The 19599-nt window shown below is 67.7% G+C and carries 22 protein-coding genes, 1 tRNA gene and 1 pseudogene; 10 read left to right on the top strand and 14 right to left on the bottom strand.

Annotated features, from left to right (window positions below):
- Positions 1 to 90: 90 nt before the first annotated feature.
- From pdxA to KBY71_RS04915, 3 genes are all read right to left on the bottom strand, one after another.
- Positions 91 to 1125 carry a 4-hydroxythreonine-4-phosphate dehydrogenase PdxA gene (gene pdxA, locus KBY71_RS04925; RefSeq protein WP_254927849.1) on the bottom strand — a complete coding sequence of 345 codons (1035 nt, stop codon included), beginning with the start codon at positions 1123 to 1125 and terminating at the stop codon, positions 91 to 93.
- Positions 1126 to 1233: 108 nt separating this feature from the next.
- Positions 1234 to 2199, bottom strand: coding sequence for an SDR family NAD(P)-dependent oxidoreductase (locus KBY71_RS04920; protein ID WP_254927844.1), 966 nt, complete (start codon positions 2197 to 2199; stop codon positions 1234 to 1236).
- Positions 2200 to 2422: 223 nt separating this feature from the next.
- Complete coding sequence (locus KBY71_RS04915) at positions 2423 to 2845, bottom strand: HNH endonuclease (protein ID WP_254927843.1); 423 nt, start codon at positions 2843 to 2845, stop codon at positions 2423 to 2425.
- Positions 2846 to 2919: 74 nt separating this feature from the next.
- On the opposite strand from KBY71_RS04915, the gene KBY71_RS04910 reads away from it, so the two are divergent.
- A complete protein-coding gene (locus tag KBY71_RS04910) occupies positions 2920 to 4509 on the top strand; it encodes a DEAD/DEAH box helicase (RefSeq protein ID WP_254927842.1) in 1590 nt (529 codons plus the stop codon).
- 5 nt (positions 4510 to 4514) lie between these two features.
- Here KBY71_RS04910 and KBY71_RS04905 read toward each other — a convergent pair whose 3' ends face one another.
- The 3 genes and pseudogenes from KBY71_RS04905 to KBY71_RS04895 form a co-directional block, all read right to left on the bottom strand.
- Complete coding sequence (locus KBY71_RS04905; RefSeq protein ID WP_254927841.1) at positions 4515 to 4955, bottom strand: hypothetical protein; 441 nt, start codon at positions 4953 to 4955, stop codon at positions 4515 to 4517.
- Entirely contained in the window at positions 4936 to 5400 is a 465-nt protein-coding gene (locus KBY71_RS04900) for a DUF6554 family protein (RefSeq protein ID WP_254927840.1), read from the bottom strand. Before KBY71_RS04900 ends, KBY71_RS04905 begins: the two co-directional genes overlap by 20 nt.
- A 69-nt stretch (positions 5401 to 5469) precedes the next feature.
- Positions 5470 to 6003 (bottom strand): annotated as a pseudogene (locus KBY71_RS04895) (AbrB family transcriptional regulator); the annotation flags it as partial.
- An 86-nt stretch (positions 6004 to 6089) separates the two neighbouring features.
- On the opposite strand from KBY71_RS04895, the gene KBY71_RS04890 reads away from it, so the two are divergent.
- The 3 genes from KBY71_RS04890 (at position 6090) to KBY71_RS04880 (ending at position 7092) form a co-directional block, all read left to right on the top strand.
- Positions 6090 to 6392, top strand: a complete 303-nt coding sequence (locus KBY71_RS04890; protein WP_254927839.1) for a hypothetical protein — start codon at positions 6090 to 6092, stop codon at positions 6390 to 6392.
- A gap of 44 nt (positions 6393 to 6436) precedes the next feature.
- The gene (locus KBY71_RS04885; RefSeq protein ID WP_254927838.1) at positions 6437 to 6691 is read left to right on the top strand and encodes a hypothetical protein; all 255 of its coding nucleotides are present in this window, start codon (positions 6437 to 6439) and stop codon (positions 6689 to 6691) included.
- Positions 6692 to 6909: 218 nt separating this feature from the next.
- A complete protein-coding gene (locus KBY71_RS04880; protein WP_254927837.1) occupies positions 6910 to 7092 on the top strand; it encodes a hypothetical protein in 183 nt (60 codons plus the stop codon).
- A gap of 148 nt (positions 7093 to 7240) precedes the next feature.
- Here the strand turns inward: KBY71_RS04880 and KBY71_RS04875 are convergent.
- Both KBY71_RS04875 and KBY71_RS04870 read right to left on the bottom strand, forming a co-directional pair.
- A tRNA-Gly gene (locus KBY71_RS04875) sits at positions 7241 to 7312 on the bottom strand.
- A 70-nt stretch (positions 7313 to 7382) separates the two neighbouring features.
- The gene (locus KBY71_RS04870) at positions 7383 to 8534 is read right to left on the bottom strand and encodes an alanine--glyoxylate aminotransferase family protein (RefSeq protein ID WP_254927836.1); all 1152 of its coding nucleotides are present in this window, start codon (positions 8532 to 8534) and stop codon (positions 7383 to 7385) included.
- An 81-nt stretch (positions 8535 to 8615) separates the two neighbouring features.
- On the opposite strand from KBY71_RS04870, the gene cbiD reads away from it, so the two are divergent.
- The 5 genes from cbiD (at position 8616) to mrdA (ending at position 14328) form a co-directional block, all read left to right on the top strand.
- Positions 8616 to 9761 carry a cobalt-precorrin-5B (C(1))-methyltransferase CbiD gene (gene cbiD / locus KBY71_RS04865; RefSeq protein ID WP_254927835.1) on the top strand — a complete coding sequence of 382 codons (1146 nt, stop codon included), beginning with the start codon at positions 8616 to 8618 and terminating at the stop codon, positions 9759 to 9761.
- 46 nt (positions 9762 to 9807) lie between these two features.
- Positions 9808 to 11427 carry a glutamine-hydrolyzing GMP synthase gene (gene guaA, locus KBY71_RS04860; protein WP_254927834.1) on the top strand — a complete coding sequence of 540 codons (1620 nt, stop codon included), beginning with the start codon at positions 9808 to 9810 and terminating at the stop codon, positions 11425 to 11427.
- Between the two features lie 94 nt (positions 11428 to 11521).
- Positions 11522 to 12103, top strand: coding sequence for a hypothetical protein (locus tag KBY71_RS04855; protein ID WP_254927848.1), 582 nt, complete (start codon positions 11522 to 11524; stop codon positions 12101 to 12103).
- Between the two features lie 51 nt (positions 12104 to 12154).
- Positions 12155 to 12568: a hypothetical protein gene (locus KBY71_RS04850; protein WP_254927833.1), complete on the top strand. Its 414-nt coding sequence runs from the start codon at positions 12155 to 12157 to the stop codon at positions 12566 to 12568.
- 38 nt (positions 12569 to 12606) lie between these two features.
- Positions 12607 to 14328, top strand: coding sequence for a penicillin-binding protein 2 (mrdA, locus tag KBY71_RS04845; RefSeq protein WP_254927847.1), 1722 nt, complete (start codon positions 12607 to 12609; stop codon positions 14326 to 14328).
- A gap of 38 nt (positions 14329 to 14366) precedes the next feature.
- Here mrdA and KBY71_RS04840 read toward each other — a convergent pair whose 3' ends face one another.
- The 4 genes from KBY71_RS04840 to KBY71_RS04825 form a co-directional block, all read right to left on the bottom strand.
- A complete protein-coding gene (locus tag KBY71_RS04840; protein WP_254927832.1) occupies positions 14367 to 15503 on the bottom strand; it encodes a glycosyltransferase family 1 protein in 1137 nt (378 codons plus the stop codon).
- Between the two features lie 17 nt (positions 15504 to 15520).
- Positions 15521 to 16714: an NAD-dependent epimerase/dehydratase family protein gene (locus tag KBY71_RS04835; protein ID WP_254927831.1), complete on the bottom strand. Its 1194-nt coding sequence runs from the start codon at positions 16712 to 16714 to the stop codon at positions 15521 to 15523.
- 96 nt (positions 16715 to 16810) lie between these two features.
- Complete coding sequence (gene psb34, locus KBY71_RS04830) at positions 16811 to 16978, bottom strand: photosystem II assembly protein Psb34 (protein ID WP_254927830.1); 168 nt, start codon at positions 16976 to 16978, stop codon at positions 16811 to 16813.
- Positions 16979 to 17079: 101 nt separating this feature from the next.
- Positions 17080 to 17862 (bottom strand): thiazole synthase, encoded by a 783-nt coding sequence (locus tag KBY71_RS04825; protein WP_254927846.1) that lies wholly within the window; start codon positions 17860 to 17862, stop codon positions 17080 to 17082.
- 143 nt (positions 17863 to 18005) lie between these two features.
- Between KBY71_RS04825 and KBY71_RS04820 the strand changes: the two genes are divergently transcribed.
- A complete protein-coding gene (locus KBY71_RS04820) occupies positions 18006 to 18632 on the top strand; it encodes a hypothetical protein (RefSeq protein WP_254927829.1) in 627 nt (208 codons plus the stop codon).
- 30 nt (positions 18633 to 18662) lie between these two features.
- On the opposite strand, the gene KBY71_RS04815 is transcribed toward KBY71_RS04820, so the two are convergent.
- The gene (locus tag KBY71_RS04815) at positions 18663 to 19205 is read right to left on the bottom strand and encodes a tetratricopeptide repeat protein (protein ID WP_254927828.1); all 543 of its coding nucleotides are present in this window, start codon (positions 19203 to 19205) and stop codon (positions 18663 to 18665) included.
- Positions 19206 to 19224: 19 nt separating this feature from the next.
- On the bottom strand, positions 19225 to 19572 hold the full coding sequence (gene rplT / locus KBY71_RS04810; protein WP_254927827.1) for a 50S ribosomal protein L20: 348 nt from the start codon (positions 19570 to 19572) through the stop codon (positions 19225 to 19227).
- Positions 19573 to 19599 lie beyond the last annotated feature (27 nt).

Genomic DNA, 19599 nt, shown 5'->3' with positions numbered 1-19599 from the left:
TGGTGGAGAACGGCACGCCTGTGGAGTTTGGCCAGGTGTTGATGCGGGTCCGGCCTGCCTGACGGGTCCCCGGGAAGGGTCCCGGGATGCTCAGCCCAGATCCCTTGCCGTCACCAGGGCCGCAGCCATGCTGGCGGCCCTGGCCTCACCTCGGCCGGCGATGGCAAAGCCAGTGCCGTGGTCCGGAGAGGTGCGCAGGAACGGCAGGCCGAGGGTGGTGTTCACGGCGGCATCGAAGGCCAGCAGTTTCACCGGAATCAGGCCCTGGTCGTGATACAGCGCCAGGTAGCCATCTGGACCGGATCCCCCCCCCGCCCAGGCGCTCGCAGCGTCGAGCCAGCAGGTGTCCGGTGGCACTGGCCCGTCCAGCCGCACCTGGGGGTGGTGCTGACGCCAGGCCTCCAGTGCGGCCCCCAACCAGGTGGCTTCCTCAAGGCCCAGCTGCCCCGCTTCGCCAGCATGGGGATTGAGGCCCGCCACCACGAGGTGGGGGTTGGGGCGGAACCGTTGGCAGAAGGCGAGCAGGGCGTCCAGCTTGCGCTGGATCAGGGCGCCATTCAGCCGCTGGGGCACCGCCGCCAGGGGAATGTGGGTGGTGGCCAGGAGGGTATTCAGGCGCCACTGGCCTGAGGGCGCCACGGCGGTGAACAACATGGAGGCGTCCGGGCAGCCCGCCAGTTCGGCCAGCCGCTCCGTCTGTCCTGGGTAGGGGTGGCCGGCGGCATGCCAGCTCGCCTTGGCAATCGGCGCGGTGACCAGGGCCTGGCAGCGTCCCTGTTGCACCAGCTCCGTGGCGGCGGTGAGCCAGCTGAAGCTGGCGGCCCCGCAGCTCGGCGTGCTGATCCCGGCCTGGCAGGGCTCGGCCAGGGGCAGGTCGACCATCTCCAGCTCAGCCGGATCCCGCAGCGGTTCGCGACTGACTGGTCGCAGCTGCTGGTAGCTGCGCTCCAGCCAGCGACGACAGCCCACCAGCAGGGGTTGGCGGGTGGGGTCCAGGCGCCATTCCGGTTGGGCCAGGGCCTTGAGGGTCACCTCCGCGCCGATGCCGGCCGGATCTCCCAGGGCAATGGCCAGGCGGACGGGCCTGGGGTTGGATGGGGCCTGGCTGCTGGTGGACGAGCCCATGCTGCGCTGGTTGGTGCTGGGGGGTCTGGTGCTGGGTTTGGGAACGGGATTCAGCAAGGGCTGGATCGAAATGCGCTGGGGGCGCATGCTGGCCGACCTCGGCCTGCCCTATGTGGCCGATCCTGGTGATCTGGGGGACTGTCCGCCGCCACCGAGCGCCTCGACCCGTGCTGGCGCTCCTGCTGCGGCCCGTTCTTCGGCCAGACAGGCTCGGTAACCCTCCCGATAGCTGGGGTAACGCAGCGTGTAGCCCAGGGTGTTGCGCAGCAGTCCATTGCTGGCCCGGCGGTTCTCGGCCCAGAAGCTGCGGGCCATCGGGCTCATGGCCGCGGCAATGGCCTCGAAGCGCTCCATGGGCGGCAGTTTGTGGTCGAGCAGGTGGGCGGCATAGCCCAGGGTTTCGCTGGAGGGGCAGGGGCAGTCGTCCACGACGTTGACCACGGGCGGGCGCCGCTCCGGTGACAGGGCTTGGCAGTGCAGCAGACAGCCCACGATGTCGTCCACGTGCACCCGCGAAAAAACCTGGCCCGGCTTGTGGATCAGCCGGCTGCGGCCGCTTGCCAGGGCCTCAAAGGGGGAGCGGCCGGGTCCGTAGATCGCCGGCAGGCGGAAGCGTTGCACCGGCAGGCCGCTGGCGAGCCACGCCTGTTCGGCCTCCAGCCGGGCCTGGCTGCGGCCGGGACGGGGGGCGGTGGCACCGGTTTCGTCGACCCAGGCGCCGCCGGTGTCGCCATAGACGCCGGTGGTGGAGAGGTAGCCCACCCAGTGCAGCGGCAGCTCCTTGAGGATCGGCCCCAGCAGCCGCAGCACCGGATCGCCCAGCCCTGCCTCGGGGGGCACGCACACCACCACGTCTGTGGTGCCGTGGAGGGCCTGGCGGGGGGGGAGAACGGGGGGCTCCGAGGCGCTGTTGAAGGGGAGCCACACCAGTCCATCGGCGTCCTGCCTGGGTTCGCGGCTGGTCAGCTGCACGGCCATGCCCTGCCGCTGGGCCGCCCGGGCCAGACGCAAACCCGTGTAGCCGCCGCCGATCACCAGCAATCGCCGGACCGGGTTGACAAGAGCAGCTGTCATGAGTACACCTGTATTAGTTCTCAGCGGTTATGGCCATGACGGTCTCCGGATACCCAGCTTCAGCGTCTTCAGCGCGCCTGTTTCATGCACCAGTGTCCCCGACCCCCGTTGCGCCGACCAGGCCGCGTCGGTTGAACACGGCCAGCTCCTTCCCGGTGCCGGCGATGTTGGCGGCCGTGCTGCTGCTGGTGGCTGTGGTGGTCGCCCCTGAGCGCCCCCAGGTTCAGGAGGCCATCTGCCAGCGCCACAACGGTGCCGAGGCCTGCCGCGTCTGGTGAGGTTCGGGTTCTGGCTGGGGTTGGCCCGGATGCACCCAGTCCAGGAGTCGCATGGCCAGGCGCAGGTCCCCGTCGGTCCAGGCCCGGATGGCCATCGCCCGACGCGGGTCGTAAAACGCCTGGCGCCGATACCACTCGAAGGCGTTGGAGTCTCCCTTGTGGCCGTTGCAGGCGAGGCAGGCCGGCACGCAGTTCTCGGTGACGCTCAAGCCCCCCCGGCTCTGGGGATGCACGTGGTCAATGGATTCGGAGCGTTCGCCGCAGTAGATGCACCGTTGGTCGGTGACCTGGTGCAGGGATTGGCGCCATCGCCTGACGCGCAACTTGGGGCAGAGATCCTCAAGGAAGACCGCATCCCTGGCCTGCATCCGGGCGCCCCGATTGGCGGCAGTTTGCCCCGATCGCCCAGGGTGTCAATGTGTCGAGGGTTGCACTTCCGCGGATGCGCTGTCTGCTGCGGTTGGGAGCGACGGGGCAGATCGAGGTGGTCAGCCCCTACGACGCCGTGACCCAGGCCCAGTTGCGGGCGATTCGTCCCCGGGGGGTCTGGTCGGGTCGGAGGCGTTGCTGGTGTTTCCCTCTGGAGGCGGCCCCGGCGCTGCAGCAGGCCCTGGCGGGCCGTTTTCCGCTGGAGCCCGAGCTGGCGGAGTGGCTGGCCTGGTTGGCCCAACCCCTGCCGCCCCTGCCTCCCCATCGGCAGTTGGTGGCGGCGGCCGACCTGGAGCAGACCCTGCTGGATGGTCGCCACCTGTTTGCCCACCAACGGGCGGCGGTGCGCTGGTTGCTGGCCCGGCGTGGGGCCGTGCTGGCCGATGCCATGGGCCTGGGCAAGACCCTCTCCGCCCTGGTGGCGGCTCGCGCCATGGTGCGTCTGGCCGATTGCCGCATCCTGGTGATCGCGCCGGTTGGCCTGCACGGCCATTGGCAGGGCGAGGCGGCCTCCCTGGGTCTGCGGCTTGAGCTGCACAGCTGGGCCCGGCTGCCCCAGGCCCTGCCCCCCGCCGGCACCGTGGTGATCGCCGATGAAGCCCATTACGCCCAGAACGGCCAGACCCGGCGCAGCCAGGGTCTGCTGCGTCTGGCGCGGCACCCCCGGCTGCGGGCCATCTGGCTGCTGACCGGCACCCCGATGAAGAACGGCCGGCCAGCCCAGTTGTTTCCCCTGTTGGCCGCCATCGGCCATCCCCTCGCCCGCGATCAACGGGCCTACGAGGAGCTGTTCTGCCAGGGTCACTGGCGGGAGCAGGGGGGGCGGAGGCTCTGGCAGGCCACGGGCGCCAGCCATCTCCACGAGCTGCAGCGGTTGGTCCGGCCCCTGGTGTTGCATCGCCGCAAGCAGGATTGTCTCGACCTGCCCCCCAAGCACCGGCAGCTGCTGGCGGTGGAGCTGGACGACCTTCAGGCCCGGGGCTTCCACCATCGCCTGCAGACCAAGGTGGACGATTACCGGCGCCGGGCGGCCCGCGGTGAGGTGCGCCGGGATGCGGAGGTGCTGGCGGTGCTGACGGCGCTACGTCAGATCGGCTCCGATTACAAGCTGCCGGCCACCCAGAGCCTGGTGGCCTCGCTGCTGGACCGGGGCGAGGCGGTTGTGGTGTTCACGGCCTTCGTGGCCACTGCCGCGTTGCTGCATCGCCGTTTCCCGGCCAGCGCCCTGCTCACCGGGGCCCTGCCGCCAGCACAGCGTCAAGGGCAGGTGGATGCCTTTCAGCGGGGTGAGCATCCCCTGCTGATTGCCACCTATGGCACTGGGGGCCTGGGGTTCACCCTGCACCGGGCCCGGCATGTGGTGCTGGTGGAACGTCCCTGGACCCCCGGTGATGCCGAGCAGGCCGAGGACCGTTGCCATCGGATCGGCATGGGGGCCTGTCTCACCAGCCACTGGCTGCAATTGGGGGTGGCCGATCAACTGGTGGACGGTCTGATTGCCAGCAAGGCGGAGCGCATCGCCCTGCTGCTGGAGCGCCGTCCCCAGCTGTTGGAGCGCCGCAGTCTGCCGGCCATGGTGCGCGACCTGATGGACCGTTGGTGAGCGGTTCAGGGCTGGGGGCGGTTGTTGGTGGCTGGGGTGCCCTTGGGGTCTTGGCAGAGCTCTTGCCGGAGTTTCAGTTCCGTGCGCAGCTGAGCATCGAGGCTGCCGGGGGGTTTGGCACGGGCCAGGGTTGACGCCCGGGCGATGTCGGCACAGGCAGCCGCTTCGTTGCCGGCCAGGCTGTGAAGCAGGTACCGATCGTTCAGGGGAACGGGGTTGGTCGGGAAGGCAGCCACCACCCCATTGCAGCGGCGGATCTGCTCGTTGAGTTGCGCGAGGTTGACGTTTTGGAGGCAGTCGTCGCTGCGCACCTGGCGCTGGGGCAGGGGTTCCTCCGAGCAGCCGCTGGTCAGCAACAACCCAACCAGGGCGGCCGTGGCGGCCAGGTTGTCCACCAGGCCACGGCCACCCCGGCAGCGGGGCGCCCTACTGACCGAGACGCTCATTGCGGCTGACGCCGGTGGGAGCCGTTGTTGTGTCGCTCTCTGGCTTGGGTTCGGGCTTGGTGAACAGGTCGCCGAGATAGCGGCCGCAGTCTGGATAAACACTGGGGTTCTGCACCACGGCTTCCGTGATCATCACCGCGGCGTGTTCCGGGGATGTCTTGAACAGTTTGTCGTTCTGGCGTTTGATCACCGCATAGGCCGCATCCCAGCTCACCTGGTGGTTGTTGCCGCTGTTGCGCATGAAGCAATAGATCTGGGCCCCCTTGCCGCCGGCCCCAGCGCTGCTGGCTGCCGCATTGATTTCTGCTGTCTGGGCCTGGCTGGGCGGGGTGCCGAGTGCGGCGCAACCGATCGTGCTGACCAGGGCCAGGGCCAGGCTGCGCAACCTGGGGCGCTGGCGTGAGTCCCCTCGGGAGTCCAGCGGGGCAAAAAGGCTCAGGGCCATGGCCTGGGGGCAACGTCGAAACACCAGGGCCCAACGTATCGATCGGAGCGGTCCCAGTCGAGCCCCGGTTCAGCCGGTCGGCGGGGTGGGTCCCCCAGGCACCACCAAGCGCACCACCAAGGGCAGCACCACCAGCACCGTGATCAGTCGCACCGCATGCAGAGCGGCCACGGCGGCCCCCACCCCAAATTCAGCCCCCACCAGGCTCATGCCGCTGATGCCTCCCGGCGCGGCCCCCAGCAGGGCCACCACCGGATCGATGCCGAGCAGTCGGCTGCACCACAGGCCCACCACCAACCCCGTCAGCACCAGGGTGATGGTGATCAGCAGGGCGGGTCGCCACAGGAGGCGCAGCTCCCCCAGCGCCCCGGCCGTCAGGCCGGTGCCGATCACGGTGCCGATGGCGATTTCCAGCAGGGTGCGGGTTCCGCTGGGCCATTGCGCCGCTTCCAGCCGGCCACTCATGCTCACCAGGCCTGCGCCCAGCAGGGCTCCCGCCAGCGGAGCGGCGGGAATCCCCGTGCGCAGGGCCAGCATGCCGCCCCCGGCACCGGCGAGGCCGTAAACCAACAGGGACCAGGGCTGGGTCATCGTCACCTGGGTCGGATTGCCAGAGGGCTGGTGGACGCAGTCTGGCCTTGGCCCCGTTGCGTTTGTGTGTTGTGATCGGCTCCACTGCGCCTCTTGCCATGGCCTCCGAGTCGGTTTCCTTCCGCATCAGCCGGAACGCAGAAGATCTCGCCCAGACCGTGCATGCCCTGTCCCAGCGGCTGGTCAAGCTGGAACAGCGGCTCGGGGCGATGGAGCTGCAAGTAGATCGCCAGGTGGAGCGGGATCCCCAGGAGAGCACCAGCCTCGACAATGTGGAGCGGTTGCTTCTGGATTGCCGCACCTTGCTCGAGATGTCCGAGCAGGCAACCGGTGGGATTCACAGCGGGGATGGCGGTGCCGATCACGGTGCCGAGGACGACACGTTTGCGACAGCAGCCTGACCACGAGGGCTGGTCAGCGGTGTCACAATGGGAAGAAAGTGGCCATGGCATACCCCACCCCGTCCACTCCCGGCTCCCAGCATGGGGCCGCTGCGCGGTTCGCCCAGGGTTCCGGAGCCTCTGCTCTATCTGGCGGACGCCCCGGGTTCCCCCCCACCCCTGGCGAGGGTGATCATCAGCTCGAGAAGCTGGAATTCGCCCTGGCTGTGGCGCTCACCCGTGGAGATCTCCAGCGCTCCGAGAATCTGCGCAACCAGATTGCAGCCCTGGGTGGCAATCAGGAAGAGCCTGGTACCTGACTCCCCGTCGCCAAATGTTTGTGCTTGGAGATGCTTGAGGCGGCGATCTTGTCGCGGGTCTAAGTTATTGGACAGGCAGACTCGGGATCTGGGTCATTGGTGAGGCTTTCAGGGCTTGTTCCCGAATCATCAGAACCACCCCAATCTTTCTTCAGGCACCAGCTTCAATGACGGCCATCCTGTCCAGACCATCCCGCGCTTCCGACGCTGCCCGTGAGGTGGCCGATCGTCGTGCCCATCTCAAGGACGCCATTCAGGCCCATGAGGCCCAGGCTCAGCAGTCGGCTCAGCAGGGAGACCTGGCCGGGGCCGCCCGATCCATCCTGGCCGCACTGGATGCGGAACGTCGGATGGCCGGCTCAGGACCTCAGGTTCTGCAGGTGATCAAACCCCGGGGCTGATCGGCCTTGTCGTGGCCACCGGTCCAGAAGGGCCTGGATCAGGTTTCATCTGGGGCGGCTTGAAACGGCACGATTGCAGCGGCAGGCAAATCGGCTGCGGCAAAGCCGAAGCAGCAAGTTTAGAACTTCAGTAGAGTTTAAAACTAAAAGCGGGTGACCGGACTCGAACCGGCGACGTTCAGCTTGGGAAGCTGACATTCTACCACTGAATTACACCCGCAAGGTGTACAAATTAAACTAGCAGATACCGGAGGGCCCGGGGTGATTGCCCGGGCCCTTCCAGGTTTCCCTCAGCCAGCCAGGGCGGCGGCGCAGGCGGCCACACCGGCTCCCATGGTGCCCTTGTGCAGGCCCAGGTCCTGCAGGGTGGCCTCGATGGCGGCCACGGCCGTGAGCACGTCGCGGTCGCACACAAAACCCAGGTGGCCGATGCGGAACACCTTGCCCTTGAGATGGTCCTGGCCGCCGGCCAGCAGGATGTCGAACTTCTCTTTCACGGCCTTGCGCATCGCCTCGGCGTCGATGCCCTCGGGGGCCACGGCGGTGATGGCGGGGCTGCCGTAGCCCTCGGCGGCGTAGAGGGGCAGGCCCATCGCCTGCATGCCGGCCTGGGCGGCGGCCCGGTGGCGCGCGTGGCGGGCAAAGATTGCCTCCAGGCCCTCCTTCTGCATCATCTCCAGGGCCGCCTCGAGGGCGAAGTAGAGATTGATGGCCGGGGTGAAGGGGTTGCTGTCGGCCTTGGCCGATTTGCGGTATTTGGCCAGATCCAGATAGAACTTCGGCAGATCAGAGCGCTCAGCGGCGGCCCAGGCCCGGTCGCTCATGGCGACGAAGGCCAGGCCCGGGGGCATCATGTAGCCCTTCTGGGAGCCCGAGCCGATCACGTCGAGGCCCCAGGCATCCATGGGTACGCTGCAGGCGCCCAGGCTGGTGACGCAGTCGGCGATGGTGAGGGCGGTGCCGTGGGCACGCACGTGCCTGGCGATGGTTTCCAGGTCGTTGATCACGCCCGTGGAGGTTTCCGAGTGGGTGAGGATCACGGCCTTGATCGCCTTGGCCGTGTCGGCCTCCAGGGCGGCGCGGAAGGCCTCGGGATCGAGGGGCTGGCCCCACTTGGCTTGGATCACCTGCACGTTCAGGCCGTAGGCCCGGGCGACTTTCACCCAGCGCTCACCGAACTTGCCGTTGTCGCCGCAGAGCACGGTGTCGCCCTTGCTCAGCACGTTGATGATCCCGGCCTCCATGGCGGCCGTGCCGCTACCGGTGATCACCAGCACATCGTTCTGGGTCTGATGCAGCCACTGCAGCTGCTCGGTGGTGCGCTTGACGATCTTCTGGAAGTCGGCGCTGCGGTGACCGATCGGGTGGCGGCTCATGGCCAGCAGGACGCTTTCCGGCACCGGGGTGGGGCCGGGGATCATCAGGGTGAGCTTGTCCTGCATGGATAGGGGGGTGCTGCGGCGGGCGGCGTCGAACCGCGTTATCGACCACCATAAAAAACAGAGTTCCCGGGACCCCTGGCCGTGTCGACCCAACCCCAGGACTCCAGCGGTGGTTACACCGTGCCGGTATGGCTCGCGGCGGCCGCCCGGGCGGCGCTGATCTACCTGCGTGGAGAGCCCAGCACCAGGACCCAGCCGCTCTGGTTGGATCCCACGGCCCTCGGGGACGATGTCCAACCCCAGCCCGTGCCCGTGGAGGCGGTGGCTCCCCTGGCGGACGGCTGGGTGCTGGCGATGGCCTGCTGCGATCCCGGACCAGAGGTGCTGGATCTCACCCGCGGCCTGCGGCTCTGGGTGCAGTTGCGCTGGGGAGAAGGCCCGGGTGACTGGTTGGAGCTGCGGGCCGGCGAGGGGGTGGGGGTCCTCCAGGACAGCGGCGACCCCTGCCTCTCGGCCTATGCCCGCCAGCTGCTGGAGATCAATCTGCGGCCCCTGGTGCCCCTGGGCCGTCGTCTGGAGCTGCAGGTGGTGATTCCCGAGGGACGGCGGCTGGCGGAGCGCACCAGCAATGCCGCCTTCGGCGTGGTGGATGGGTTGGCCCTGATCGGCACCCAGGCTGAGGTGCAGCGCAGTGCCGGGCCCGATCCCCTGGCCCAATCTCTGGCCGAGCTGCGCGCGCGCTGCAGCGCCCCGGGCTTTAGCGGGGATCTGGTGCTGGTGATCGGCGAGAACGGCCTCGACCTGGCCCCGCGGTTGGGCTTGCCGGCCGAGCTGTTGCTCAAGGCGGGCAACTGGCTGGGTCCCTTGCTGGTGGCGGCGGCCGAGGCGGGCGTGCGGCGTCTGCTGTTGTTTGGCTATCAGGGCAAGTTGATCAAGTTGGCGGGGGGGATCTTCCACACCCACCACCACCTGGCCGATGGACGGGCCGAGGTGCTCACGGCCCTGGCCGCCTTGGGGGGCCTGGAGGGCGACGCCCTGCAGGCCCTGTATGACGCCCCCACGGTCGAGACGGCCCTGGCGGAGCTGGCCCTGCGGGACGGGTCCCGGGCCCAGCAGTTGCGCCAGACCATCGCCGCGGCCGTGGAGCAGCGCAGCCGGCGCTATCTGGCCCGCTACGGCCAGGAGGCCATGGAGGTGGGGGCTGTGCTGTTTGACCGCTCCCGCCAGATCTGCGCCCAGGGCCCGGTGGGTCTGGAGTTGCTCACCGCCCTGCGTGACCCCTCTTAGCGGCGCCGCCTAGGGTGGTTCGAATGCCCCGGGTCCAGCGCTGTCGATGTCCCAAACCGCGTCCCCTCCTGTCCAGTCGGCCCAGGTCGACGCCACCTCCCAGTCGTCGCGCCACCCCGCGATCGTCATCCTGGATTTTGGCTCCCAGTACTCCGAGCTGATCGCCAGGCGGGTGCGGGAAACGGAGGTGTTCTCCCTGGTGATGGGCTACACCACCACGGCTGAGGAGCTGAGGGCGATTGCGCCGAAGGGAATCATCCTCAGCGGTGGCCCCAGTTCCGTCTATGAGTCCGGCGCACCGGTGTGTGATCCGGAGATCTGGAATCTCGGCATTCCCGTGCTGGGGGTTTGCTACGGCATGCAGCTGATGGTGCAGCAGTTGGGCGGGTCGGTGGTGGCTGCGGGCCGCGCCGAATACGGCAAGGCGCCCCTGCATGTGGACGATCCGGTGGATCTGCTCACCAATGTCGAAGACGGCTCGACGATGTGGATGAGCCATGGCGATTCGGTGGAGCGGTTGCCGGATGGGTTTGTGCGGTTGGCCCACACCGACAACACGCCCGAGGCGGCGGTTGCCGATCACCAGCGCCGGCTCTACGGCGTGCAGTTCCATCCCGAAGTGGTGCACTCCACCGGCGGCATGGCGATGCTGCGCAACTTCGTGTACCACATCTGCGGTTGTGAGACCGACTGGACCACCGCCGCCTTCATCGATGAGGCGGTCGACGATGTGCGCCGTCAGGTGGGTGACAAGCGGGTGCTCCTCGCCCTTTCCGGTGGCGTCGACTCCTCGACCCTCGCCTTCCTGCTGCACAAGGCGATCGGGGACCAGCTCACCTGCATGTTCATCGACCAGGGCTTCATGCGCAAAGGCGAGCCCGAGTTCCTGGTGGAGTTCTTCGACAAGCGCTTCCACATCAACGTGGAATACATCAATGCCCGGGAGCGCTTCATCAACAAGCTTGATGGCATCACCGATCCGGAGGAGAAACGCAAGCTGATCGGCACGGAGTTCATCCGGGTGTTCGAGGAGGAGAGCAAGCGCCTTGGCCCCTTCGACTACCTGGCCCAGGGCACCCTCTATCCCGATGTGATTGAAAGTGCCGGCACCAACATCGACCCGAAGACCGGCGAGCGGGTGGCGGTGAAGATCAAGAGCCACCACAACGTGGGCGGCCTGCCCAAGGATCTGCAGTTCAAGCTGGTGGAGCCCCTGCGCCGTCTGTTCAAGGACGAGGTGCGCAAGGTGGGCCGCTCCCTCGGCCTGCCCGAGGAGATCGTCGGCCGCCATCCCTTCCCGGGCCCGGGTCTGGCGATCCGCATTCTTGGCGAGGTGACCAGCGAGAAGCTCAACATCCTGCGCGATGCCGACCTGATCGTGCGTGAGGAGGTGAAGGAGGCAGGGCTGTATCACGAGATCTGGCAGGCCTTCGCCGTGTTGCTGCCGGTGCGCAGCGTCGGGGTGATGGGCGACAAGCGCACCTATGCCTTCCCGATCGTGCTGCGCTGTGTCTCGTCGGAGGACGGCATGACGGCCGACTGGTCGCGCCTCCCCTATGACCTGCTGGAGACCATTTCCAACCGCATCGTCAACGAGGTGAAGGGCGTGAATCGGGTGGTGCTGGACATCACCAGCAAGCCCCCCGGCACGATCGAGTGGGAGTAGCCCCGTCGGTCGACCTTCGATACCATCGGCTCCCAGCCCAACCGTCGTGACTGCCGCCTCCGCGCCCCCCAGCTCGACAACCCCCGATTCCGACATGCAGCGACGGCTGCAGCAGGACAGCATCCTGTTGGGCGGCAAGACGATCTACCTCAACCCCTTTCTCTACTGGCGCCGTTTCGACGCCAACACCGACCGCTGGCTGCGGGAGCCCGGTCAGTTGATGGAAGACCAGATCGTCAGTAACCGGGCCCGCTTTTATCCCGAGGTCGACTGGGAGTTGCTCGATGACCCGGAGCGGGCCGCCAAGGATGGCGCCGTCGAGATGTTCCTCAAGAGCTTGGAGCTGATCAGCACCTTCAACCCCGAGCTCACGGCCGGTCAGCTGCTCGAGGTGGAGCGCAAGATGGCGGTCACCAAGAAAAAGTCGTTTGAGCGCTGGGTGGCCCGTTCCCTGCGCCGGCGTCAGCAGGAGGAGGAGAAGGCTCGCCGGCGTTTCGATCGCGAGCGCACCCTGCGGGCCTGGGGCGAGTGGCTCGCCCTCGATGTGACCCGCCAGGCGCTGGTGCCCTTGGCCTCCCTCCTGGTGATCGCGGTGGCGGCTGGCTGGTGGTGGGGCAGCCAGCAGAACTGCCGGCAGGTGATCGTCGATCCGGGGATTCAGCGGTTGGCGCCCTGAGGTTCGGGTGCCGGCGCGTCAGACTGGAGATCCAGTGCCAGGACCGCCGCCATGGCCACCGATCCCCTTGATGCCCTCCGGCTGACCCTCATGCAGGACGTGCTGCCCGTGGGTCTGGCGGTGGTGGAGCGGGCCCGCAAGGGCGGCGCCCAGGAGGTGATGGCGGCCTTTGATGGCCGCTCCGCCGATCCCCTCGGCACCCTGCGCCAGGAGGGTGAACCTGCTGCCAGCCAGGTGCGGCAGGGGCTGGACCGGGTCAGTCCCGGCCTGGGCAATCCCGTGATGAAGGTGGATGTGCACGAGATGGCCGACGGGATGGTGCACCCTGAAGCTGGCGATGTCCATGGGGCCGATCCCCAGGACGCCCTTGCCTTGCAGCAGGGTCTGGCCCTGATTGCCGGTCGCCTGGAGCTGCTGGAGCAGCGGCTCGGGCTCGTGCCCCCCACCGATGGGGGCGGCAACTGACCGTGGCGTTTGTCTCCGGGGCCTGGCGCCACACCGGCATGGGCCGGCAGCCAGCGCTGCTGCTGGCGGTGGTGTTGCTGTTCTGTGGGGCCATGGTGGCCCGGTTGGCCTGGCTCCAGTTGCTGCATGGCAGTGAAAACCGGGCCCGGGCGGATGAAAACCGGATCCGGTTGATGCCCCGCAATCCCATCCGGGGCCGCCTGCTGGATCGCCATGGCCAGGTGCTGGCCACCAGTCGCCTCACCTACAACCTCTACATCCAGCCCCGGGAGGTCAGCGACGCCCAGTGGCCCGCCCTGCGCGATCGACTGGTGGCCGTGATGGGCGTCCCGGCGGCCCAGCTCGAGGCGAAGCGGCGCAGCGGTGCCAATGCGGAGGGGTTCCGCATTGCCTTGGCCAGCGGCCTCAAGCCCGAGCAGGTCCTGCGTTTCCGTGAGCAGGCTTCGGGCCTGCCGGGGGCCGAGGTGGATGTGGACATCCTGCGCAGCTACCCCCATGGGCGGCTGGCAGCCCACGTGCTCGGCTACACCAGCGGCATCACCGAGGAGGAATACGCCCAGCTCGAAGCCAAGGGTTACCGGATCCTGGACCGGGTAGGCCGCAGCGGGGTGGAGAAGCAATACGAAGGGCACCTGCGCGGGGAATGGGGCGGCCAGCAGGTGGAGGTGAATGCGGCGGGTCAGGTGCAGCGGATCCTGGGCGAAAAACCCGCCAGGGCCGGCAAGGACCTCCGCCTCACCCTCGATCTGGCTCTGCAGCAGGCGGCGGAGCGGGCCCTCGATGGGGTGCGCAAGGGAGCGATCGTGGCGCTCGACCCCCAGACCGGAGCCATCCGGGCCCTGGCCAGTCGGCCCACCTTTGATCCCAACGTCTTTTCGCCCGCTCCCAGCACGAGCCAGTGGTCAGCCCTCAATTCGCCGGATGCCCCCCTGCTGAACCGGGCCTTCCAGGGGTTTCCCCCCGCCAGCACCTTCAAGATCGTCACCACGGTGGCGGGCCTGGAATCCGGCCGTTACACCGCTGGCTCGAAGGTGATGACGATGAATTCCTTCTGCTACGCGGGCCTCTGTTACGGCGACCATGGCGCCCATGGGGCGATCGGTTTCCCCTTCGCCCTGGCGGTGAGCAGCAACACCTTCTACTACCAGGTGGGGCTGAAGGTGGGCCCCGATGAGCTCTTCAAGGCCGCCCGGCGCATGGGCTACGGCCAGGTCACGGGCATCGAGCTGGTGGAGGAGGAGACCCCTGGTCTGCTGGGGGATCAGGCCTGGAAACGGGAGGTGCTCGGGGAGGCCTGGACGCCGGTGGACACCATCACCTCAGCGATCGGCCAGGGGGCCCTGCAGGTGACGCCGATCCAGATGGCCCGGCTGTACGCCGCGGTGGCCAATGGCGGCTGGCTGGTGACGCCCCACCTGGTGGAGCGCCCCACCGAACGCACCTGGATCGGTCTCAAGCCGGCCACCCTGCAGGTGTTGCGCGATGGTCTGCGCCAGGTGGTGACCAATGGCACCGCCACGCTCCTCAATGATCCCAGCCTGCCGCCGGTGGCAGGGAAGACCGGCACCGGAGAGGATCCGCCCCGTCCCGACCACGCCTGGTTCGGTGGTTACGCCCCCGCCGGTAAGCCCACCCTGGTGATCATCGCCTTCGGCGAAAATTCCGGGGGCTACGGCGGCACCGTTGCCGCCCCCATGGTGAAGGCGCTGATGACCACCTGGTTTCGCGGCAGTCTCCCCAGCCCATCGTCCCGGTCCTGAGCCGGCGTAGGCCGCCCCTGGCTCAGGCGACCCCTGGCTTAGGCGACCAGTTGCAGTTCTGGATGGTCCAGCAGACGGCGGTAGTAGCCGCGCAGTTGTTCGGTGGCCCCAGCCCAGCCCCAGCGCTCGGCTTCCTCGCGGGCGTTGCGGCGGAGCTGGGAGCGCTCGCTGGCATCGCCCAGCAGGCGTTCCACCGCGGCGGCCAGGCTGCCCTCCTGGTTGGGTTCGTAGAGGCAGCCGTTCACCCCATCGCTGACGATGTCGGGGATGCCGCCACGGTTGGCCCCCACCACGGGGCAGCCCGCTGCCATGGCTTCGAGCAGCACCAGGCCCAGGGTTTCGGTGCTGGAGGGGAACAGGAAGGCGTCGCCACTGGCGTAGGCGGCGGCCAGCTCTTCACCGGCCAGGTAGCCGACAAAGTGGGTGGGGGTGCCGGCGAAGATCTTTTCCAGTTGCTGGCGGTAGGGCCCATCCCCCACCAGGGCCAGCCGGGCGTCGGGCATGGCCTCGAGCACGGGGCGGATCCGTTCGATCTGTTTCTCGGCCGAGAGGCGGCCGATGTAGAGCAGCAGCTTGCCGGTGTCGCTCTGGCCGTTGAGCAGCCGGGCCCGCATGGCATCGGAGCGCAATTCGGGCTGGAACAGGTCGGTGTCCACTCCGCGTTGCCAGAGGTCGGTGTGCTGGATCCCCTTCTCGCTCAGTTCCTGCACCATCGCTGTGGAGGTGCAGAGGTTGAGCCGAGCCTGGTTGTGGGCGGCCTTGAGCAGCTCCCAGAGCAGGGGTTCCAGCATGCCCATGCCGTAGTGCTCCAGGTATTTGGGCAGGTGGGTGTGGTAGCTGGCCACCAGGGGGTAGGCCTTGGTCTTGGCCAGCCAGATGCCCCCCAGGCCCAGCACCGCCGGGTTCACCACGTGGACGAGGTCAGGCTGGAAGCGGTCCAGGGCTTCGGCCACGGCCGGCCGCGGCAGGGCCAGTTTCAGTTCGGGGTAGAGGGGCAGCGGCATGGCCGGCACCCCCACCACCTGGGCCCCCATGTAGGTCTCGGGGGCACCCTCCGGGCAGAAGATCAGCACCTCGTCGCCGGCGGCCACCAGGTGCTGCACCGTCTTGGTGAGTCGGGTGACGATCCCGTCAACCTTGGGCAGGAAGGTCTCGGTGAAAAAGGCGATCTTCAAGGGTGATCTGGGGCGCCTCAGGCCGTCTGAATGGCCTGGGCCTGGGTGCGGGTCCAGGCCGACACACAGGGGATGCGGCTGCGGTCGCAGCGATCGGCCCAGCGACGGGCCACATCCACCACTTCCGCCAACAGGCCGTCATCGAGGGTGGTGGGATTGAGGCCCAGCTCGATGAAGCAGCGGTTGTCCACGATCAGGTCGTTTTCGACGGCCTCGTTGCGGGGGTTGGGCAGGTAGTTGATTTCCGCTCCCGTCAGGGCAGCCACCTTGCGGGCCAGCTCGCCCACCTGGTGGCTCTCGGTCATCTGGTTGAAGATTTTCACCCGCTCGCCCCGCTCCGGGGGGTTCTCCAGGGCCAGTTGCACGCACTTCACCGAGTCGCGGATGTGGATGAAGGCGCGGGTTTGGCCGCCGGTGCCATGCACCGTGAGCGGGTAGCCGATGGCCGCCTGCATCAGGAAGCGGTTGAGCACGGTGCCGTAGTCCCCGTCGTAGTCGAAGCGGTTGGTGAGCCGGGGATCCCGCTCGGTGGCCTCGGTGTTGGTGCCCCAGACGATGCCCTGATGCAGGTCGGTGATGCGGACCTGGTCGTTCTTGTTGTAGTAGAGGAACAGCAGCTGATCCAGCGTCTTGGTCATGTGGTAGACGCTGCCCGGACTCGCCGGGTGCAGGATTTCCTCCTCAAAGCGCGAGCCGTCGGGCTGGGGTACCTCCACCTTGAGGTAGCCCTCGGGGATGGTGGCGCCGCGGTGGGAGCCGTAGCCGTACACCCCCATCGTGCCGAGGTGGACGATGTGGGTGTCGAGGCCGCTCTCGACGATGGCGGCCAGCAGGTTGTGGGTGCCGTTGACGTTGTTGTCAACGGTGTAGCGCTTGGTGGCGCTGCTCTTCATCGAGTAGGGGGCGGCCCGCTGCTCGGCGAAGTGGACGACTGCATCAGGGCGCTCCGCCACCAGGAGGTCCACCAACCGCTGGTACTCGTGGGCCAGGTCGAGGTTCACGAACCGCATCGGCTTGCCGCCCACCTGCTCCCAGGCCTTGAGGCGGTCGCCCATGGTGGCGATCGGGGTGAGTGACTCCACCTCCAGATCGATGTCGATCTTGCGACGGCTGAGGTTGTCGAGGATCACCACCTCGTGGCCAGCGTCGGCCAGGTTCACCGCACAGGGCCAACCGCAGAAGCCGTCGCCGCCGAGAACGAAGACCTTCATCGCAATCCCCATTCCGACCTCATTCCGTGAACCCAACTCCAGCAGGACGAGCGGGTGCTCCGCCTCGCAAGCTACTACAGGCGTTCGGCTTGGGGCTCAGCTGATCCAGGCGGCCACCAGCATCAGGACGGCCACCAGCACGGCGCCGCCGATCAGCAGCAGGCGGGAGCTGGAGGCGCTGGCTTCAGCCTGGTCCATCACCACCATGCGGGGTTCGCGGGCGAAGGCGTTGAGCCTGCCGCCGTCTTCTTCGGTGACTTGCATGGGAGAGGAAGCGCAAGGACGATCAACCTATGGATGCTGTCCCTGGCTGCCCAGGCCCTGGCATGGATCGTCACAGTGCGCCTGAGCGGCGGCAGAGGGCCTCAGCTGCCCACCCGTCCGGAGCTGGGGGAACTGGCGCTCGCCTGTGCCCTTACGGGTAGCCGGCCGGCGTGGAAGGCGCTCCGGCCGGCTTCGGTGGCCAGGGCCATGGCCCGCGCCATGGCTGGGGGATCGCCCGCCAGGGCAATGGCGCTGTTGATCAGCAGGGCGTCAGCTCCCATCTCCATGGCCTGGGCGGCCTCGCTGGGCACGCCGATGCCGGCATCCACCACCACGGGTACGGAGGCGTTCTCGATGATCAGGGCGATGTTGGCGGCGTTGCGGATGCCCTGGCCCGAGCCGATCGGCGAGCCCAGCGGCATGACCGTGGCACAGCCCGCCTCCTCGAGTCGTTTGGCCAGCAGCGGATCGGCGTTGATGTAGGGCAGCACCGTGAACCCCTCCTTCACCAGTTGCTCGGCCGCTTCCAGGGTGCCGAAGGGATCGGGGAGCAGGTGTTTCGTGTCCGGGATCACCTCCAGCTTCACGAAGGTGTTGTCCTCCTGGCCGGCCAGCTTGGCCAGCTCCCGACCCAGTCGGGCCACCCGGATGGCCTCCTCGGCGGTGGCGCAGCCGGCCGTGTTGGGCAGCATCCAGATGCGTGTCCAGTCGATCGCCTCCATCAGCCCCTCGTGGCCGGCGGCCTGGCTTTGGACGCGTCGCACCGCCACGGTCACGATCTCGCAGCCGCTGGTCGTGAGGCTGGCCTGCATCGCCGCCAGGCTTGGGTATTTGCCCGTGCCGGTCATCAACCGGCTGCGAAAACGGCGCCCACCGATCACCAGCGGGTCCTGGACCGGGGCTGGATCCTGGTGCGGATCGGTGTGTCGATCAGTGTGCGGATCGCTGGGGGAGGCTGTGGTGACCACGGAACAGGGCCAGATCTCGGCAACGGTCCTAGCCTCCCATCAGTTGGATCCCTTCTGTCGTGTCCGTCGCTGTTCGGGCTGCCGTGCCCCTAGCTCTTGTGCCTCTGGCTGTTCTGCCGCTCCTTGTGGTGCCGCAACTGCAGTCCCCGGCGAAGGCGGCCACACCCCTGGCCAGCGAGGCCTTCGTGCCCTTCATGGCCCCCGCGGCCGCCAGCCTCGGTGGGGAATCCCTCAGTGGTCTGGGTGGGGCCGAAACCTTCGATCCCATCGCCCGTGCCCAGCTGCTGGCCAGGGATCTGCCCCTCAACTGGAGCGGGGTGTATCAGTCCTTCGACAATTCCCAGACCGTCAACGCCGAGTTGCGGTTGGCCTCGGCCCGGCCGATGGGCCAGATGATCGACCTGCGGGGTGAGCTCACGGTGGGCGGGGTCACCACCCCCGTACAGGGCAATCTCAATGCCGAGTCGGACCAGCTGGATCTGCTGATGCTCTGTCAGTGCGACGTCGCAGGTCTGGAGCTCGGTGGCGTGTTCACCGGTCTGCAGGGCCTGCAGTTGTCCGGCTGGCAGGCACCTCGCCTCACCAGTCGAGGTGGTCGCCTCGATCTGAGGCCCGTTAGCACCTCCCGAACCGCCACCAGCCGCAATGCTTACGGCTCGGGCTCCCCGGTTCGTGGACTCTGGTGAGGTCCAGCGTTAAGGGCCTGAACGAGACGTTCAGGCCACTTTGTCCGTGCCGACTTTGCGCTCCAGAAGCTTCAGCCGTTTGCGCGCCGTCTTGTTGGTGGCATCCAGGGCAATGACCCGTTCGTAGGTCTCCCTGGCCTCCTCCAACTTGAGCTGTTTTTCGAGGGCGTAGGCCAGGTTGTTGAGGGCCACCGGGTAGGCGGGTTTGGCCTCAAGCGCCAGTTTGTAGTGGCGCATGGCGCCTTTGTAATTGTTTTGGGCCGCCAGGGCAAAGCCCAGGGCGTTTTGAATCACCGCTTGGGCTTCGGCCGGCTCCTTTTCCGCTTCCGCCTTCTTCAAGGCCAGCTTCAGGGATTCGGCGGCCTGCCCGTAGAGCCTTTTGCGCAGCTGCACCGAGCCCAACTCATACAAGCTGGCGGCGTCGGAGGGTTTGGCGCTGTCTTTGCGCTCCAACTTGGCCAGGGTGACCTCATCGGCGCGCACACGCCAAATCTGTCGGGCCACCACGATTGCGGCGACCCCGAGGAGAACAATCAGCCCAATGAGGTAGGCCTGCGGAAGGAGGGCGTCCAAGGGGACCTACCAGGGGGACTCAGTTTTTGGCGGCACCCACCACGCTGGTGAAGCTGCCGGGATCGACCACGGCGAGCTGGGCCAGCATTTTGCGATTGATGCGCACGTCAGCTTTTTTCAGGCCACCCATCAGACGGCTGTAGCTCAGGCCGTTCAGGCGAGCAGCGGCGTTGATGCGGGCAATCCAAAGACGGCGGAAGTCGCGCTTGCGACGACGACGGTCCCGGTAGGCATTGCACAGCGCCTTCATCACCCGCTGGTTGGCGGTGCGGAAGAGGGAACCGTTGCCACCGCGGAAGCCGCGGGCGAGGCGAAGGATCTTGTTACGGCGTTTGCGGGCAACGTTGCCCCTCTTGACGCGAGCCATGGCAGGGAATCAGGAAAAAATGAAAAC

Source organism: Cyanobium sp. T1B-Tous, from assembly GCF_024345475.1.
Lineage (GTDB): Bacteria > Cyanobacteriota > Cyanobacteriia > PCC-6307 > Cyanobiaceae > Cyanobium_A.
This window is presented reverse-complemented; position numbering and strand designations above follow the sequence as displayed.

Bases quoted from the DNA above. Each gene is read 5' to 3' on its own strand.
- pdxA (WP_254927849.1), bottom strand. From the start codon at position 1,125: ATGGGCTCGTCCACCAGCAGCCAGGCCCCATCCAACCCCAGGCCCGTC.
- KBY71_RS04920 (WP_254927844.1), bottom strand. From the start codon at position 2,199: ATGACAGCTGCTCTTGTCAACCCGGTCCGGCGATTGCTGGTGATCGGC.
- KBY71_RS04915 (WP_254927843.1), bottom strand. From the start codon at position 2,845: ATGCAGGCCAGGGATGCGGTCTTCCTTGAGGATCTCTGCCCCAAGTTG.
- KBY71_RS04910 (WP_254927842.1), top strand. From the start codon at position 2,920: ATGCGCTGTCTGCTGCGGTTGGGAGCGACGGGGCAGATCGAGGTGGTC.
- KBY71_RS04905 (WP_254927841.1), bottom strand. From the start codon at position 4,955: ATGAGCGTCTCGGTCAGTAGGGCGCCCCGCTGCCGGGGTGGCCGTGGC.
- KBY71_RS04900 (WP_254927840.1), bottom strand. From the start codon at position 5,400: ATGGCCCTGAGCCTTTTTGCCCCGCTGGACTCCCGAGGGGACTCACGC.
- KBY71_RS04890 (WP_254927839.1), top strand. From the start codon at position 6,090: ATGGCCTCCGAGTCGGTTTCCTTCCGCATCAGCCGGAACGCAGAAGAT.
- KBY71_RS04885 (WP_254927838.1), top strand. From the start codon at position 6,437: ATGGCATACCCCACCCCGTCCACTCCCGGCTCCCAGCATGGGGCCGCT.
- KBY71_RS04870 (WP_254927836.1), bottom strand. From the start codon at position 8,534: ATGCAGGACAAGCTCACCCTGATGATCCCCGGCCCCACCCCGGTGCCG.
- guaA (WP_254927834.1), top strand. From the start codon at position 9,808: ATGTCCCAAACCGCGTCCCCTCCTGTCCAGTCGGCCCAGGTCGACGCC.
- KBY71_RS04855 (WP_254927848.1), top strand. From the start codon at position 11,522: ATGCAGCGACGGCTGCAGCAGGACAGCATCCTGTTGGGCGGCAAGACG.
- KBY71_RS04850 (WP_254927833.1), top strand. From the start codon at position 12,155: ATGGCCACCGATCCCCTTGATGCCCTCCGGCTGACCCTCATGCAGGAC.
- mrdA (WP_254927847.1), top strand. From the start codon at position 12,607: ATGGGCCGGCAGCCAGCGCTGCTGCTGGCGGTGGTGTTGCTGTTCTGT.
- KBY71_RS04835 (WP_254927831.1), bottom strand. From the start codon at position 16,714: ATGAAGGTCTTCGTTCTCGGCGGCGACGGCTTCTGCGGTTGGCCCTGT.
- psb34 (WP_254927830.1), bottom strand. From the start codon at position 16,978: ATGCAAGTCACCGAAGAAGACGGCGGCAGGCTCAACGCCTTCGCCCGC.
- rplT (WP_254927827.1), bottom strand. From the start codon at position 19,572: ATGGCTCGCGTCAAGAGGGGCAACGTTGCCCGCAAACGCCGTAACAAG.